15 protein-coding genes and 2 pseudogenes are annotated in these 16721 nt (G+C 40.6%); 8 read left to right on the top strand and 9 right to left on the bottom strand.

What is annotated here, in order from left to right; all coding sequences use genetic code 11:
• The 8 genes and pseudogenes from ACFIL7_RS06445 to vbhT form a co-directional block, all read left to right on the top strand.
• Positions 1 to 1471 (top strand): annotated as a pseudogene (locus ACFIL7_RS06445) (tol-pal system protein); the annotation flags it as partial.
• 18 nt (positions 1472 to 1489) lie between these two features.
• A complete protein-coding gene (gene tilS, locus ACFIL7_RS06450; protein WP_375652439.1) occupies positions 1490 to 2977 on the top strand; it encodes a tRNA lysidine(34) synthetase TilS in 1488 nt (495 codons plus the stop codon).
• A gap of 114 nt (positions 2978 to 3091) precedes the next feature.
• Entirely contained in the window at positions 3092 to 5254 is a 2163-nt protein-coding gene (ftsH, locus tag ACFIL7_RS06455) for an ATP-dependent zinc metalloprotease FtsH (RefSeq protein ID WP_375637006.1), read from the top strand.
• A 552-nt stretch (positions 5255 to 5806) separates the two neighbouring features.
• On the top strand, positions 5807 to 7180 hold the full coding sequence (gene glmM, locus ACFIL7_RS06460; protein ID WP_375633414.1) for a phosphoglucosamine mutase: 1374 nt from the start codon (positions 5807 to 5809) through the stop codon (positions 7178 to 7180).
• A gap of 815 nt (positions 7181 to 7995) precedes the next feature.
• On the top strand, positions 7996 to 8124 hold the full coding sequence (locus ACFIL7_RS06465) for a hypothetical protein (RefSeq protein ID WP_375634445.1): 129 nt from the start codon (positions 7996 to 7998) through the stop codon (positions 8122 to 8124).
• Positions 8096 to 8370 (top strand): annotated as a pseudogene (locus tag ACFIL7_RS06470) (HigA family addiction module antitoxin). The gene ACFIL7_RS06465 and the pseudogene ACFIL7_RS06470 overlap by 29 nt, the downstream one beginning before the upstream one ends.
• A gap of 169 nt (positions 8371 to 8539) precedes the next feature.
• Positions 8540 to 8728 carry an antitoxin VbhA family protein gene (locus ACFIL7_RS06475; RefSeq protein ID WP_375640347.1) on the top strand — a complete coding sequence of 63 codons (189 nt, stop codon included), beginning with the start codon at positions 8540 to 8542 and terminating at the stop codon, positions 8726 to 8728.
• The gene (gene vbhT / locus ACFIL7_RS06480; protein WP_375680750.1) at positions 8715 to 10232 is read left to right on the top strand and encodes a type II toxin-antitoxin system protein adenylyltransferase VbhT; all 1518 of its coding nucleotides are present in this window, start codon (positions 8715 to 8717) and stop codon (positions 10230 to 10232) included. The genes ACFIL7_RS06475 and vbhT overlap by 14 nt, the downstream gene beginning before the upstream one ends.
• A gap of 340 nt (positions 10233 to 10572) precedes the next feature.
• Here vbhT and virB11 read toward each other — a convergent pair whose 3' ends face one another.
• The 9 genes from virB11 to ACFIL7_RS06525 are packed head-to-tail and all read right to left on the bottom strand — an operon-like array spanning position 10573 to position 16719.
• On the bottom strand, positions 10573 to 11625 hold the full coding sequence (gene virB11 / locus ACFIL7_RS06485; protein ID WP_375633411.1) for a P-type DNA transfer ATPase VirB11: 1053 nt from the start codon (positions 11623 to 11625) through the stop codon (positions 10573 to 10575).
• Between the two features lie 17 nt (positions 11626 to 11642).
• Positions 11643 to 12815 carry a type IV secretion system protein VirB10 gene (virB10, locus tag ACFIL7_RS06490; RefSeq protein WP_375662494.1) on the bottom strand — a complete coding sequence of 391 codons (1173 nt, stop codon included), beginning with the start codon at positions 12813 to 12815 and terminating at the stop codon, positions 11643 to 11645.
• A 27-nt stretch (positions 12816 to 12842) separates the two neighbouring features.
• Positions 12843 to 13694 (bottom strand): P-type conjugative transfer protein VirB9, encoded by an 852-nt coding sequence (gene virB9 / locus ACFIL7_RS06495; protein ID WP_375633409.1) that lies wholly within the window; start codon positions 13692 to 13694, stop codon positions 12843 to 12845.
• 2 nt (positions 13695 to 13696) lie between these two features.
• Positions 13697 to 14368, bottom strand: coding sequence for a virB8 family protein (locus tag ACFIL7_RS06500; RefSeq protein WP_375613221.1), 672 nt, complete (start codon positions 14366 to 14368; stop codon positions 13697 to 13699).
• Positions 14365 to 14652 (bottom strand): type IV secretion protein VblB7, encoded by a 288-nt coding sequence (locus ACFIL7_RS06505; protein WP_375632018.1) that lies wholly within the window; start codon positions 14650 to 14652, stop codon positions 14365 to 14367. The genes ACFIL7_RS06500 and ACFIL7_RS06505 overlap by 4 nt, the downstream gene beginning before the upstream one ends.
• Positions 14653 to 14658: 6 nt before the next feature.
• Positions 14659 to 15555 carry a type IV secretion system protein gene (locus ACFIL7_RS06510; RefSeq protein ID WP_375683454.1) on the bottom strand — a complete coding sequence of 299 codons (897 nt, stop codon included), beginning with the start codon at positions 15553 to 15555 and terminating at the stop codon, positions 14659 to 14661.
• A gap of 46 nt (positions 15556 to 15601) precedes the next feature.
• Positions 15602 to 16018 (bottom strand): EexN family lipoprotein, encoded by a 417-nt coding sequence (locus ACFIL7_RS06515; protein WP_375664766.1) that lies wholly within the window; start codon positions 16016 to 16018, stop codon positions 15602 to 15604.
• Between the two features lie 54 nt (positions 16019 to 16072).
• Complete coding sequence (locus tag ACFIL7_RS06520) at positions 16073 to 16288, bottom strand: hypothetical protein (protein ID WP_375683455.1); 216 nt, start codon at positions 16286 to 16288, stop codon at positions 16073 to 16075.
• Positions 16289 to 16314: 26 nt separating this feature from the next.
• The gene (locus ACFIL7_RS06525; RefSeq protein WP_375633402.1) at positions 16315 to 16719 is read right to left on the bottom strand and encodes an EexN family lipoprotein; all 405 of its coding nucleotides are present in this window, start codon (positions 16717 to 16719) and stop codon (positions 16315 to 16317) included.
• Between the last annotated feature and the right edge of the window lie 2 nt (positions 16720 to 16721).

A 16721-nucleotide genomic window follows, 5' to 3' on the forward strand; every position in this document is an offset into this window, starting at 1 on the left:
AGCCGATAAAGCAGCATCTGATGTGATAGAAAAAGCCACTGACGCTGTTGATAAGGCAACTGATGCAGTGAAGAAAGCACCTGAAGCAGCTGATAAAGCAGCATCTAGCGCGGTGGAAAAAGCCACTGACGCTGTTAATAAGGCTGTTGATGCAGTGAAGAAAGCGCCTGAAGCAGCTGATAAAGCAGCATCTAGCGCGGCGGAAAAAGCCACTGACGCTGTTGATAAGGCTGTTGATGCTGTTAAAGAAGCGCCTGAAGCAGCCGATAAAGCAGCATCTGATGTGATAGAAAAAGCCACTGACGCTGTTGATAAGGCAACTGATGCAGTGAAGAAAGCACCTGAAGCAGCTGATAAAGCAGCATCTAGCGCGGTGGAAAAAGCCACTGACGCTGTTAATAAGGCTGTTGATGCAGTGAAGAAAGCGCCTGAAGCAGCTGATAAAGCAGCATCTAGCGCGGCGGAAAAAGCCACTGACGCTGTTGATAAGGCTGTTGATGCTGTTAAAGAAGCGCCTGAAGCAGCCGATAAAGCAGCATCTGATGCGGCGGAAAAAGCCACTGACGCTGTTGATAAGGCTGTTGATGCTGTTAAAGAAGCGCCTGAAGCAGCCGATAAAGCAGCATCTGATGCGGTGAAAAAAGCCACTGACGCCGTTAATAAGGCTGTTGATGCAGTGAAGAAAGCACCTGAAGCAGCTGATAAAGCAGCATCTGATGTGGTGGAAAAAGCTACTAGTGTTGCAGAGCACCAAGGGATTATTTTAGAGAATCAACAGGCTTTATTTAAAGATTATGATTTAGATAAGCTTTTGCATAAGATACGAATGGTGCTTGAGCATAACAGTTTAAAAAATGTTAACAAGCAGTTTCACGAGCTTTTTGATACAGAAGTCTCTTCTGTTTATTCTTGTTCTTTTGAAAAGTCTGCTGTAGATGAAAAATCTCAGACTGTAAAGGAAGAGATGGAGCAGGACCATAGTACAGGTGACCAGACAAAGGTTGCTGCTGTGGAAGCTAAGGTGGAGAGCCATGACCATGAAAACAGTCAACCTTTTAACAAAGCGCATGAAGTAAGTGCTCCAATTGAAGCACATCAGAGTGACAATCTTTCTTCTTCTAAAGCTTTGTATAAGGAAGGGTATGATTTTATTCGTTCTGCTAACTATGTTGATGCTGAAAAAAGCTTTTGCGCTTTTCAAAATCGTTACAAAAAAGATTCTTTGAGTGATGATGCTTTATTTTGGTTGGCCGAATCTTTGTTGGGGCAAAAACGCTATCATGAAGCAGCACAAGTTTATCTTACCGCATGGTATGCAGATAAAAAGAAGCTCTATACCTCCGAGATTTTACTGAAATTAGCAAGAAGTATGGTCGCTCTTGAGCCAAATAAAGACGATTGTGCTCATTTTGTGAAAAAATCAAAACGTCAACAAACATTAGCATCTGTTTTTTGTAAACCTGCAAAATAAACAGCGAGGTCGTTTTCGGTGTGCGTTAGACTGGCAAGAAATCTCTTTAAAACATCGGATTTTATTCAATGTCAGAAGTTGATTCTTGCCGTCTCAGGGGGAAGTGATTCTTTGGCTTTGATGTTTTTGGTCAAAGAGCATTTGGAAACACTCGTATTTCCTCCAGAAATGATTGTTGTCACGGTTGATCATCAATTGCGTAAAGAATCGATGCGTGAAGCAGAAACTGTTGCGAAAATTTGTCGTGTCCATGATATTCAACATATCACTGTGCGATGGGAAGGCGAAAAGCCAAAGACGCATATTGCTTCCAGCGCGCGTGTTGCACGCTATGATCTCTTGGTTAAAGAAGCACAAAAACAAGGCGCATCACTTATTATGACGGGGCATACACTCAATGATCAGGTTGAGACCTATCATATGCGGTATCAACGTCTCCAAAAGAATAGAGGTGCTTTATATAGTGAAGCTGTTGCCATGTGCGATGAGGTTTATGCCAGTGGTTTTGCTGGTGCTTTGCGCGGTGAAGCCGAGGGTATACGTGATGAGGATCATACCAGAAAAACAAAAAAAAATATTGCCGAAAAAAACTATGGTCCCCTTTATGAGCGCGGTTTATCCTGTATTCCGCGTGAGGCGTTGTTGCATAGAAAAGTGCGTTTGATTCGGCCACTCCTTGGTGTAAAACGCCAAACATTACGGAATTATTTACGCTTACAAGGACAAACATGGATTGATGATCCAACCAATGAAGATCGCAATTTTGAACGTGTGCGCGTGCGTCAATCTCTTTCTCCACAAAAATTGGCTTATATTGCTCAAAAAATAAATGAAGCCGCATTGCAGCGTCGTCAACAAGCCAAAAATATTGCTGATTTGATCTTAGCGCTGGATATTACTGTCCAACATGGGCGTTGTTTCATAGCAAAGCCTGCGCTGTTTTTACAGAAACATTCCAGTTTTCCTTTCGTGGTGGGGCTCTTTGCTGTGCTGATGGGAGGGGGATTTTATTTGCTCCCCAATCAGAAATTAAGCATGCTTGTTCAAAAACTCTGTCTCGATTCTTCAGAAAAGCGGCGTTTTACTTATGCGGGCTCTGTTATTGAATATAACAAGCAGGGAATTTCTTTGTGGCGTGAAGGGCGAAATATGAAAGAGGCTATTGTTGAGCCAGATAAAACTTTTATATGGGATGGGCGCTATCATATCACAAATCATGGATATGAGGCTATAAAGGTTGGAGCCGCAAATTTAGAACAGCTGAAATTTTTATTAAAAAATAGCGATTTTGAGCTTGAAAAGCCTCATTTTCCCTCTTTACAATCGCTGCTGATGATCTCAAATCATAAAGGGTATGATATTCCAGAGTTGATTTCTCAAGCAGTTGTTCATAAACATGTTATCGTCAAGCGGATTATGGCACCTTTCGATTGGCTTTCCTCACGAGAAGATGCTGCCTTGGTGAATGTTGTGGAACCTTTTTTTAATATTGAGGTGAAAAGATAAAGGAAAATTACTCTAAAAGAAAATAAACAGCTTCTCATCCCTTGGCAAGGGGCTGACAAGGTTATATGTTAAGGGGAACTGTTTGAAATCTATATTTGATTAAGTGGGCTGAATATGAATTCCAATTACCGCTCTCTCCTTATTTGGGGAGTTATTGCCTTGATTTTGATTGTGTCGTTTTCTCTCTTTAATGGAGATAGCCAACGTTCTGGTGGTGGAGAAGTCTCCTATTCTGAATTTTTGCAAAAAGTTGAGAATAATGAGTTGAAATCTGTGACCATTCAAGGTCAAAAATTAACAGGAAAAACCATTGAACATAGAGCTATTTCAACCTATGCTCCTCGCGATCCAGGTTTGATACAAAAATTGGAAAGCAAAAACGTTAATGTTAAAGCTATTCCTGAAAGCTCTGGAAATAGCATTTTCCTCAATCTCCTCTTTTCCTTATTGCCTGTTATTATTATCGTGGGGGCGTGGGTCTTTTTTATGCGGCAAATGCAAAATGGGTCACGTGGTGCAATGGGATTTGGGAAATCGAAAGCAAGATTGCTTAATGAAGCGCAAGGGCGTATTACCTTTAAAGATGTTGCTGGCGTTGAAGAAGCAAAGCAAGATCTTCAAGAAATTGTTGAATTTTTACGCGAACCACAAAAATTTCAACGCTTAGGGGGGCGTATCCCACGCGGTGTTTTGCTTGTTGGTCCTCCAGGAACCGGTAAAACTTTGCTAGCACGCTCTGTGGCCGGTGAAGCCAATGTGCCATTCTTTACCATTTCAGGGTCTGATTTTGTTGAAATGTTTGTTGGTGTTGGGGCAAGCCGTGTGCGCGATATGTTCGAACAGGCTAAAAAAAATGCACCTTGTATTATCTTTATTGATGAAATCGATGCTGTTGGGCGCCATCGGGGGGCTGGTCTTGGCGGTGGAAACGATGAACGTGAACAGACCTTAAACCAGTTGCTTGTCGAAATGGATGGGTTTGAGCCCAATGAAAGTATTATTCTTATTGCCGCAACAAACCGTCCCGATGTGCTTGATCCTGCTTTATTGAGACCAGGGCGTTTTGATCGGCAAGTTGTTGTGCCAAACCCTGATGTTTCTGGGCGTGAACAAATCTTGAAAGTGCATGTGCGCAACGTGCCTTTAGCGCCTAACGTTGATTTGAAAATTTTGGCAAGGGGAACACCAGGATTTTCAGGTGCGGACCTGATGAATCTAGTCAATGAAGCTGCTCTTATGGCTGCAAGCCGTAATAAAAGAGTTGTCACGATGCAAGAATTCGAAGATGCCAAAGATAAGGTGATGATGGGGGCTGAACGTCGTTCAACCGCTATGACACAAGAGGAAAAAGAACTCACTGCTTATCATGAAGCAGGACATGCTATTGTGGCTCTTAATGTGCCGGTTGCTGATCCTGTCCACAAAGCAACAATCGTTCCAAGGGGAAGAGCATTGGGAATGGTGATGCAATTGCCTGAAGGCGATCGCTATTCTATGAGTTATCGCTGGATGATTTCTCGTCTGGCCATTATGATGGGTGGACGTGTGGCTGAAGAATTAAAGTTTGGAAAGGAAAATATCACCTCCGGTGCTTCTTCTGATATTGAGCAAGCGACGAAATTAGCACGCGCGATGATCACACGGTGGGGATTTTCTGATCTGCTTGGAAATGTAGCTTATGGCGATAACCAAGATGAAGTCTTTTTGGGTCATTCTGTTGCGCGAACACAAAATGTTTCTGAAGAAACAGCGCGCATGATTGATATGGAAGTGCGTAAGCTTATTGATGATGCCTATAAAAATGCGACAAACATTTTGAAAACAAAAAGAAAAGAATGGTTTGCTTTGGCACAAGGTTTGTTGGAATATGAGACTTTAACGGGAGCTGAAATTAACGAAGTTATTGCAGGAAAGCTTCCTTCACGCACACAGAAAGATGAGGGTGCTGCGCCCCGGGGGTCTTCTGTTCCAAAAACTGGAACGGTCAGAGCAGAGATAACAGTGGTAGATGAAAAAGATGCTGAAGCAGCCCCTAAAACAGTGCCTCATAAAGAAGAGACCGATAAAGGCAAGGCAGGTAAAGCAGAGGTAGCTGTTGGGAAAAAAACAGCAAAATCCGGTAATGTTGAGCCTAAGGAGGCTCAGTCTAAAGAAGTGCAATCGGATGAGACTGAGAAAAAAGCGCAAAGCACAAAAGGTACCACAAAATCAGTCAACCGCTCTAAAAGTAATGCTGAAAAGAAGTCCAATACTGCGGGACATGATAAAGAAAAATAAGAACTGTTTAATATCGCTTGAGTGACGATGTTTTAGGAAAACTTCTAAATTCTTTGAGAAAGGCGCAAGTTTTGTTTGCGCTTTTCTTGTAATATTTGCAAAAATATGGAAGCAAAAAATTAAGCAAAGCCGTTGTATGATGACGGCTTTAGCATGCTACAAGGCGAGGTGGACTGTTGCTTTTCTAATGTGGTAGGGGTTGTAAGGTTAGGCGATAGATTTCCTTGCTGATTTGGTAGGGTATGAGGTTTGGTGCTGGGTTTCTTTACGGATTTAGCAAGTGTGTGAGATTATCCGTTGGTTGTGTTAAAGGGATGTATAGAGCATTTTGAGGAGATAATATTGCTTTTATGTGTAAGGGTGTAAACATAATTGCTTGAGAGTGTTTTAGATGTGTAGATGGTGAATAGGGGGCTTGATTTTCTAAATGCATGAAGGTTTAAGATCAATGATCTGATTTTATACGGGGAGAGGAGGACTATTGTACCAAGGGGGCTTGTTAGGGTTTTAAGGAAAAGCCAAGGGAAGAATTATATATTAAAGGAAAGAGGCATGGTGCAAAAATATTTTGGTACAGATGGAATTCGGGGGAAAGCCAATTCATTTCCTATGACACCCGATTTTGCCATGAAGGTGGGGATGGCGGTAGGGGTTTTATTTCGCTCACAACATCAATCTCATCGTGTGGTGATTGGCAAGGATACACGATTATCTGGCTATATGTTGGAAAACGCTTTGGTTTCAGGATTGACTGCTGCGGGGATGGAAGCTTTTTTATTGGGTCCAGTGCCAACACCTGCTGTTGCAATGCTTTGCCGCTCTTTGCGCGCAGATCTTGGGGTGATGATTTCTGCTTCTCATAACCCGTTCTATGATAATGGAATTAAACTTTTTGGTCCTGATGGTTTTAAACTTTCAGATGATATGGAAGCGAAAATTGAACAATTGATCGATACAGATCTTTCAAAGTCTTTAGCAAGTTCTGCCGAAATTGGTTATGCAAAACGGGTTGAGGGAGATATTTATCGTTATATTGAATATGCCAAACGAACTTTGCCGCGTGATGTTCGCTTAGATACTGTGCGTATTGTTGTGGATTGTGCCAATGGGGCTGCTTATAAAGCGGCTCCCCGTGCTTTATGGGAATTGGGGGCTGAGGTTTTTGCTATTCATGATGAGCCCAATGGGACCAATATTAATCAAAAATGTGGATCAACCGATTTAAGCTCTTTAAAACGAAAAGTGCATGAAGTGCGTGCTGATGTGGGGATTGCTCTTGATGGAGATGGAGATCGTGTTCTCATTGTTGATGAAAAAGCACAAACGGTTGATGGAGATCAGTTGATTGCTGTAATTGCTGAAAATTGGCATAAAATGGGACGATTACGGTGCAATGGTGTTGTCACAACGATTATGTCAAATCTTGGACTAGAGCGTTTCTTGAATAGCAAAGGATTGCACCTTGTAAGGACAAAAGTTGGAGATCGTTATGTTGTCGATGCCATGCGCCAAAAGGGATATAATGTTGGTGGTGAGTCTTCTGGGCATATTGTGCTTAGTGATTTTGGTACAACGGGTGATGGCTTGGTGGCTGCATTGCAGGTTTTAGCCTGTATGAAGGAAAGCCAAAGTCCTATGAGCCAATTGTGTAAACGGTTTGAACCTGTACCGCAAATTTTAAAAAATGTAACGATTAAAAATAAAAATGTCCTGAAAAAAAATCCCGTCAAAACGGCTATTAATCAAGCAGAGAAGCGGTTGGGAAAAGAGGCACGGCTGGTGATCCGCGCTTCTGGAACGGAACCGGTTATCCGCCTTATGGCTGAAGGCGATGCACGAGAAGTATTGGACACTGTTGTGACAGAGTTGATGGATGTTATTATTCATCATGATGTACGCATGGGTACTGCACTTGAGGAATCTTGAATTTTTTGAGAAAATTATCAGATCATCTTTTGATAAAGATATTATTATAATGTGGGATTTTGGCAATTACAAAAGGTATGATTATTAACTCAGTGATGTAATAACGGTAATGGATACTCTATCTACGAACAAATTAAATAAAAAAGGGAAAAGTCCAATTCTAATAAATACAATGCGTATAGATTTCTCTATATTTCGTAAGATATGAAAAATATGCCTTTTTTTGATTTTCCTTTTTCTTTTACTTATTCGTAAACCGGTTATTAGTTTAACAGAGTTTGTAGGGGGGAGAGTTTATTAGTATTATTCATTCTTTTTACTGGATATCCAGCGGGTGCAGCGCCCCATGAACATCAAACAGCAATGGTCATTGTGGTTATATCATCTTGATGTTTCTAAGTGCCGCTGCCAATTGGAGATATGATACGCTCCTATTACGTTTAGCTCCTCCTAATTATGAACTTATACTTTTCCAATAATTAGTAGAATAATGAGAAAGAGATGGGAATGATCAATTTTTTTCACGATAGTTCTAATGTTTATAAAGTAAAAAAAGCTATGTGATGTAAAAATAATGAACATTTTTTGTATCTTGGAGAGGTACACTCTATATTCATTTATCATTTTAAGATTTAAACATAAAAGGATTGAAGCCTTCTATAATACTGGTACGACTGAAGGGATTAGAACCGCCCATGCTCAAAAATTAAAGCGTATTCTAAGTGCTCTTGAAGTAGATGTATCGCCAAAAGATTTTGAGTTATCCATCCTTTTGATTACATCTGCTAAAGGGTGATTTCAAGGATTATTGGTCAATTACTGTAAATGGAAATTGTCGCGTAATATTTCGCTTTGATAGCATAGATGTCGAAATGGTTGATTATCTAGATTATCATCAAAAAGGAGATCTAAACAATGATGAAGAATCCTTCACATCCCGGTGAATTATTGCGTGAAGATGTGATCAAAGAGCTTGGTTTATCCTTTAATGAAGCAGCAGAGTGGCTTGGTATATCTCGTGTAGCACTTTCTAGAGTTTTAAATGAAAAAGCCGCGCTATGAGAGCTAATCTTGCTATTAGGCTTGAAATGTTTGGTGTAAGCACAGCACGTGCTTGGCTTGTTATGCAAACAAATTATGATCTATCAAAAAAATTCCTTAACAACAGTCTCATGATCAAGATTGCATAAAAGAGCTTCAAATGGCAGTTAAGTTTTTGCAACAGAGACGTATACAAGAGCTAAATCATGCGTATGAGCGTACAAGGTCAAAAGATGTAATTGCGGGTAAGACAAGGAATAAAATCTTGTTTCTATAGTCTGTTTGGCTATAATAAATGTAAGCAAATGAGGGTTTTATATGTTGAGTGAAGAGGAAATTAAGCTGCGTCGCATTTATGCTGAAAATGCATTGGCAAGCCAACGTTTAGAGGGATTAGAGCCAGATCCAAAAGTCGTTGAGCAAATGGAACGTGTTATTATTGGAGAGCTCGAAACAAGTGATATCATCAAAGATTATATGGAGCGTGTAAGACGTGGAGAAGTATAAGGGGAGCGGCGATTCTTATACTGATCCTGAAACTGGTGTGATGTATAATCGGCTTGGTATTAAAGACAAAGCCACACTGCAGCGTGTAGAATCTACTATTACTTATGTAAAATCTTTCGAATTTGTACATACTCCTATTGGTGGTAAGTTTGATCTGGATTACATGAAAGAGATCCATAGAAGACTGTTTGGCGACATATATGAATGGGCGGGACAAATTCGTTTAGTGGATATTGCCAAAGGTAATAGTATATTTGCTAGTTATAATCAGATTGAAAGTTATGCACCGAAGATTACACAAAAGCTTGCAAAAGAACAGTATCTGCGTGGTCTTGGCGCTTATGACTTTAGCCAAAGGGCTGGATATTACATGGGCGAGTTGAATGCGTTGCATCCGTTTCGAGAGGGGAATGGGCGTACTCAGCGTGAATTTATGGTGCAACTGGCTCGTGAAGCTGGTTATCATATCAACTGGAAGGGTATTGAGCGACAAGAAATGACACGTGCGTCAATTGAAGCACATTTTGGTAATTCAGAATATCTGTCTGCACTCATCTATAAGAACCTTACCAAGTTTACAGAAAATAAAAGGGATGATGTTTCTCAAGGTATTGGCAAAAATATTGCTTTTGGCGTTGATCTTAATAAAGAGTGCTTGGAACAACAAAAAGAGAAGATTGAAACTCCTTGGGATAGAGAAAAGACAAGTTTTGCTAAACGTCAAAAAGAAGAACTTGAACAATTACAAAATGATTTGAATGTTGTTGCAAAAGCAACAGAACGAGAGCCATACCTTGCGGCTTATATAGATAATTCTAATTTAGAACAGAAAGCGCTTAGCGCTCTTAGGAATGAAAAATCTTATGTTAATATGTTTAAGGAGTTAAACAGTCATTTAGCATCTATTTATAAAGATCCGCAAGCTGCCGCACTCAAGATTGAGCAGACGATTTTAGCAGGTAAAGGCGATAAATTGCCTGATATTTTGGAAAGGGAACCTGATAGAGCGGGTGAACTGCGTGGGTCAGATCGTTTAATCGATAAACTCAAATCTACAGGAAAAGAACGAAAAGAAGCGCTTTCTCATGTTCCTCGTGCACTTTCTTCTATTAAAAAGCTTCAAGCCTTTTATAAGAATTCTTATGAGACACATGTAAATAGGGTTGTACGGGAGCGTGAGCGATTGAAAGTTGAAGTACCTTCGCTTTCACAAGAAGCAGTGACTTTTATGAAAAATGTTGAAGCTGGTCGTGATAGTTATTCAAAGATACCAGAGCAGGTTAATCAAGAGTTTTTAAAGCTACAAAGTGCTTTAGATAAACGTTTTGGACAGGATGGCATTCATAAATATGGTTTTGATTTATCAAAAGCAATCCCCAAAGAACAGTCTTATAATAAAGAACACATAAAAGAGTTTCAAATGGCAGTTAAGTTTTTGCAACAGAGACAACAGGAGAAAATCAACGCAATAGCGCGTGCAAGATCAATAGATATGATACGGTAAGGGCAAGAATAAAACCTTATGCTGTATAAGCCCTATTAAGCCATATGGTAAAAGAGAGGTAATCAAAAGAGGTTTAATATGAGTGTGACAAAAGACGTTGTACGAGCCCGCATAGATAGGACATTAAAAAAGAAGCTGGTGAAATATTAGCAAGTTTAGGACTTACGGTGTCTGATTTATCCGGATTGCTTTGACAAAAGTTGTTGATGAAAGAGGATTGCCGTTTGATATGTCTATTTCTAATGCGGAAACGCTTAAAACTTTTGAAAAGAGTGCAAAAGGATAAGATGTATATTTCGCGAAAGATATGAATGATTTATTTAAGTGATTTCGACAGTTTTTAAAAAGCATCACGGCGTTTGAAAGGGTCGTAATAGATTTCTGTTACACGAAATTTTCCTTCGAGGCGTTTGCATTGGATGATGACATCTATCATCGAGATTAATAAGCCGCGGATATCATCGCGTGCTAAATTACCACCACCGTCACTTTCTTTGACTAAAAGGGTCATTTGCTCAAAGGCTGCAAGTGCTGTTGAGGCGTGGACGGTGGTAATGGAGCCGGGGTGACCAGAATTGACATTACGGATGTAGTAAAAGGCTGTACCATCACGCAGCTCTTGTAGAAGGATTCTGTCGGGGCGCATGCGTAAGCCAGATTCAAGCAGTTCTTTTGCGCCTGCTTTTGCTAAGCCTTGGTTATCTTTTGAATAAAAGAGCTGCACTTTGTTGGCGTGCGGAACGACAAGTTCTGGCGTGTCTTCAATGGTGAGAATTCGTTCATAGTCAGGGATTTTTGCAATCAAAGCTTTGGAGAGGGTTGTTTTCCCGGAACCGGTTTTGCCCGATATTAAGATATTTTGTTGTGTAATAACGGCTCTTTCTAAAAAGGTGCAAAAATCTTTGGCGATAAAGAGATCTGTTAGCTCTTTGTCTGTATCAGAGAGTTCGGATAACCGTTCTGTCATTTGTTGCGTAGGTGTGAAACTGGTGTTTTGGGCGACAGAAAACAGATTGTTTTCATGTAAACTTTCAAGAGAAAAAGTGCGTGATGAAGGTTTACGAATGGTCATGCTAATGGTATTGGCAGCAACTGCTGGAGGCATAACAATTTGTATGCGTTCGTTGTTTGGCAGTGTTGCGGAGAGAACGGGGTTTTCTACACTGATTTTTTGTGTTGTGTAGGCAGCAACAACTTTTGCAATCCCTTCTAGTTCGCTGTAGGTTAGTTCTTTTAAGATGTGGGTTTGCCAACCATTGGGACCCTCAACGATTACTTCGCCAGGGCGATTGATAACAATTTCAAATAAATTGTCATTATTGAGGAAGTCATCTAAGATCTTTAATTTTGTTAAAACGATGGAGGCGCGTTCTGCATTTTTTGCTGATGGCATAATGTGACTTTATTGGCTTAATGAAAAAAGGAATAGCTGGGAGTAGAGCGGTTTCTTTTGCTCTTTACGACTAGTTTATAGACAGAGGAAAAATCGAGATCTTTTGCTACGAAAATGTTGACGAGTTCGCCTTGAAATTTTTCTAAGGTAGGAGGGATGTTGATTTGATTTTCAAGAGCAATACTGGCGGACTCTTTTCCAGTGTTGTTTGCGCCTTCAAAACCGCCACCTCCAGAGTTGTTTGAACCTTCTTTATTGGAATTGCCTACTATTTTATTTGTTAAAACTGTTGTGGCACCATCAATAACGGTGAGTAAAAGGGAAGAGCCAAAGCGTTCCCACCAATGGGTGTTGATGTTGCCATCAAAACCGGCTCTGCCTAAACTGTCGGTTGCGGGTGAGGCAAGGTCGATGATGACACCGGTTGGGGTTTTTGCTCTTGTCCAGAGCACAAAGAGGCGAGATTGACCTTGTTTTATCCCTCCGCGGTATTCGCCAATCACTTGGGTTCCTTTATCAAGCAAAACAACGCGCCCATTGTCAGAGAGGATATCACGGTTGATGATGCAGCTTGCAAAGCCTGGTTGCTCACTGTTTAATGCGGTTTCTAAGATACAGGGAATAGAGGTTCCCATGGCGATGATAAAGTTTCTATTGCCGATGAGTTTTGCTTTTGTTTCTTCTGTTTTGGTAGGCTTTAATAGGGTTGCAAAATTTTGTGTGTCTTGAAGGGCAGGAGAATTTTGCGCATTCGCGAGATTTTCGAGGGCATGGAATTTTTCAAGGGGGTTGAGAGTCGTGTTGACGATGTCTTTTAATTGAGATTTAGAACCTTTGGCAAAAGCTAAAACAGGGGCGCGTCTTGCGGCATCAAGTAGTGGGTCATCTTTTTTGGGTTCTTGTGCGAGTGGTTGTGGGGGTGGTAAGGTTATTGGTGCTATGTTTGCACGCGGGTCAGAGGGCGCGATCTCTAAAGGGGCGAGGGAATTGTGAAAGTTTTGTGCTTGTTTTTTATGAGCTTTTGCGGTGTCTTTTTGTTCTGTGGGGGTGGATAAGATATTCCAGAGCACATAGCCGCAGATTCCTATACAGGCGATTGCGACAACTATTTTTTTGCCAGCGGTTTTGGCGCTATTGTTTTTGCCATCCCCAATAGATCCTCGATCTTCGATGATTGGTTTATCACTCATGTGTTGTCCCCTTCAATTCCCGCTTATTTAAAGATCTGATGCAATTTTACGTTCAACAGATGGTGAGGTTGTTCCGGTATTTGGATTTGTGCCTTTTGGTTGATAGGCTTCGTTAAAGACGCATAGGACGTTTTTTCCCTGTCTTAGGGTGAAGCGTGCGCTAATGGCATGGACAATCACCATGTTGCCTCTTGTGGTTTTGGGAACCAGCGCTTCTGTACCGTCATTGCTGACAATGTAAATGGCAGGGATTTCTTGGTTGTCGGGAAATGTAAATGTTGTTGTTTTGCCATTGTCATAAACAGATGAGGGTTCAAGAGTGATAGAGCCTTGAGCGGTGTAAGCCCAATTGCGTGGTCCGTAGGTTTCAGAAGCGTTGAAGACATTATCAATGCGCTGGGCTTGTTGTTTTTCTTGTCGCATAAGGGCTGCGAGTCTTCTTTGTTCTGCTTCTTCTTGTGGGTAGCGAAATTTCACAAGGAAATATGTTTCTTGTCCAGATGAAATTTCTCCATCTTTGACCATGAGTTCAAATTGATAGGAGCGCTTTGAGCCATCAAGCTTTGTGGTGACGACTTGGAGATTGGTAATGGGTTGGACTTCCCGCGCTTTTAGGAAAAGAATATTGCCAGCAGGGGCGACTTCCCATGCAACGCTGTTGCCAATCGCTACATGGGCAATTTCTTCATTGGGAGAAAATTCTATTTGTACCGATGAGCGTATGGAGCCAATAATTTTTGTGACATTATAGGCATCATAGTTGATAAAGCGAATGCGGCTATCGCTTGGCGCACGAGTGGGAAAAATACTGGCATGGCTAGGCGTTAAAGAAAGGGTAATAGCGATGTTAAGAATGAGAAAAAGAATTTTTTTTGTCATGATCAGTTGACCACTTCCGGATCGGTTCTATATTCACTAACAATAAACCCTAGAGGATTTATCAAACGGTTTTGGACAGAGATAGGGGCATTGATGTATTCAAAGGTAAGTGTTGCAACCCAGTGGGTGATGAATTCTTTGTTGTTGTCGTTGTCATGAATGGTTCTGTAGTAACGCACTTGGGCAACATCGTCATTGATAAAGGAGATTGATTTTATTGTTATTGTAACAGCGGCGTGTTTATAGAGAATTTGAGGACTTTGGGGATTTCTTGCTCCATACCAGCTGGCAAATCTTTCCTGTTCTTCAGAAGAAGAGAGGAGGGAGACGGTTTGGAAGTTGTGTTGTGTTTCTTCTGTGGTGAAGCCTTCACGGGAGCGGACATATTTTGCAGCAAAGTAGCGTGTGATTGCTTCGTCGACATTGGTGGGACCTTCTTTTAAGGCTTCCACAACTTCAGTGATGCCGGTTGAATTGTCGACGCGGATGACAAAAGGTTCCACGGTTTTAAGGGGTGTGAGGGTGATGACCGCGAGAGAAGACAGTATTGCAACAGCAACCGCGATGCCGGCAATGGCAAGCGAGACGCGGGTGGTGCGGCGTGAGGCGAGCATGCGATCTTGATCAAACGAGCGTGCTTCAGCAATATATTGTTCTATATCTTTTTCTTTCATGCTTTTTGCCCGCAATTTTTGTAAGATTTGATTTCTTCATCCGTTAATTTTTGTGCCAGAAGCATTTCCAGCTTGCCTTCTTTTAGGGGTGAAGGGGTGTTGTTACTGATGATAATGGGCGTGGGCGTGGGTTTTTTCCCTTCCCAATTCCACATTGATCTGTTGAGTGGACGTTTAGAATATCCATCACATTTTGGGAGTGACTTCAGTGTGTTTGGTGAAGACACACAGCCACTGAGAAAGAGAAATGGTAAGATAATCCCAATTTTTTTAAATTCCCGCATTTGAACTTAGACCTTTGCTAATGATGCTATTAGTGATCCTATTTTTTTTGCACCGTTCGTTATCGTTTTAGCTCCGCCTGAGCCTGTAAGGGATGCACCTCCAGAGGCTAAAGCGGAAGCCATGCCAGGTAAATTGAAGAAAAGAAAAATACCACCAACGCCAACCACGAAGAATTCGCCGTAGGCTAACACGAAATCTTTAATGTTTTTTGTAAAGACACTCATTGCAAGTTCGATATACATACTACCAAGCAAGATGACTAATACCTGTAAAATGATGAAGTTTGCAACTTGTCCTAACCATGCCTCTGTAAAACGCCTTGTTGATGAAAACATATAGAGGCTTATGAAGAGCGGTCCTACTGATATGACAAGAAACAAACCAAGTTTAGCAAACAGTGTGACGATAAAACCAATTAGGCAAAAAATAATAGCAATTGTGTAACAGAGCGAAGCATAAATCCATGAAACAAGATACGCCCCCAGTGCAAGCCATGATGAAGATTTTGTTGAATCTAAAATATGTGAAATAGCTTTATTTATCAGATCATCCCATATATTTTTATCTGAGTGTATTGTACCTTGTGTGGCATGTGCAATGGCATTCGGCAGAGCCTCAAAAAATATATTACCGACCCACTCATTATAAAGAGCAGCATTAGTGGCGAGTGAAACAATGATGCCAAGTTTGAAAGCTGTCGTTATAAATTCCCATAAGGGCATAGAAGAACGCCCTGAGATGATATTGTACCCTATAAATATAATGTAGATTGTACAAGATGCTTTAAGCGGAGTACTTAAACCTGTTGAGAGATGTTCAACGGAATCATTCATTATTTTCATTATAGGTTTCGTTAACATATTTTCTACCATGGTAAAGTAAGCTACTTCTTCGAATGTCATTGCACGTCCATTCTATCTAATTTTTGCAAATATGATTATTTCTGATTCAATTATTATCTTGGTTTTGTTTAGCGCGCTCTTCTGCTTCTCTTTCGGCTTGTTCTTTTGCTTTTTCTTCAGCCTTTCTTTTTTCCATTTCAGCTTTTAGTTTTTTTATTTCAGCTTGCCTTGCTTGATGTTGAGCTTCCATTGCGGCGTCAAATCTTTCCATCGCTTTACGGTTTTCTTCTTCGCGTTCACGCGCTCTTTCTTCAGCTTTTGCTTCATATTCCTTTTCAAGTTCAAGTTGTGCTAATCTTAAGTTTTCACAATTTTTTGCAGTTCCTGCGAATCCACATTTAGCATTCCACTCTTCCATCAATTTTTTATCTTTTTTAAATTCTGCGACGCTATAGGTTTTTTCACATCCAGCAGTGATGAGCCCTGTGCAAAGTAGCAATGTTGTTATGAGAACTTTATTCATCAATATTTCCCCTTTTTCCTTTCAGTTTTACAAGGTTTGAGCACAATTTTTAAATTATGCTTGTGTTATCGGTTTTTTATAACCAGTGATGATAAATCTAGGGCACAGACATAATGTTGCCATAAATATATTGTATAGTCTGTAAGGTTCTTTAAGTTGAGCAGCTAAAGCGCAATAGCGATGTGTAATGGTGCTATCCATTGTCTCTGTGAGGGGCTCCATCAACATATTGTCGATATAAGAAAATATGCCTTTGCTTTCTACTGCCATTGAGATGCTCCGCTCTTCATTATGTCTTAATTATTATTCTGTTGTTCTTCTGCCGCGCGCTCTTTTGCTTCTTGTTCTTCCTCAGCACGTCGTTTTGCTTCTTGTTCAGCTAGTATTTTCTTAGTATTAGCTCTCATTTTTTCAAGTCTGGCTTTTTGTTCAGCTTCAAATTCTTCATATCTTTTGCGATTTTCTTCTGCAATTTTACGACTTCTTTCTGCTTCTTTTGCTTCATATTCTTTCTGAAGTTCTAAAAATGCTAACCGCATGTTTTCACAATTCTTTGAAGTTCCTGCGAATCCACATCTAGCATCCCACTCTTCCATCAATTTTTTATCTTTTTTAAATTCAGCGACGCTATAGGTTTTTTCACATCCAGCGGTGATGAGCCCTGTGCAAAGCAGTAATGTTGTTATGAGAATTTTATTCATGA

It is taken from the genome of Bartonella sp. AP3QHHD (assembly GCF_042195765.1).
Lineage (GTDB): Bacteria > Pseudomonadota > Alphaproteobacteria > Rhizobiales > Rhizobiaceae > Bartonella.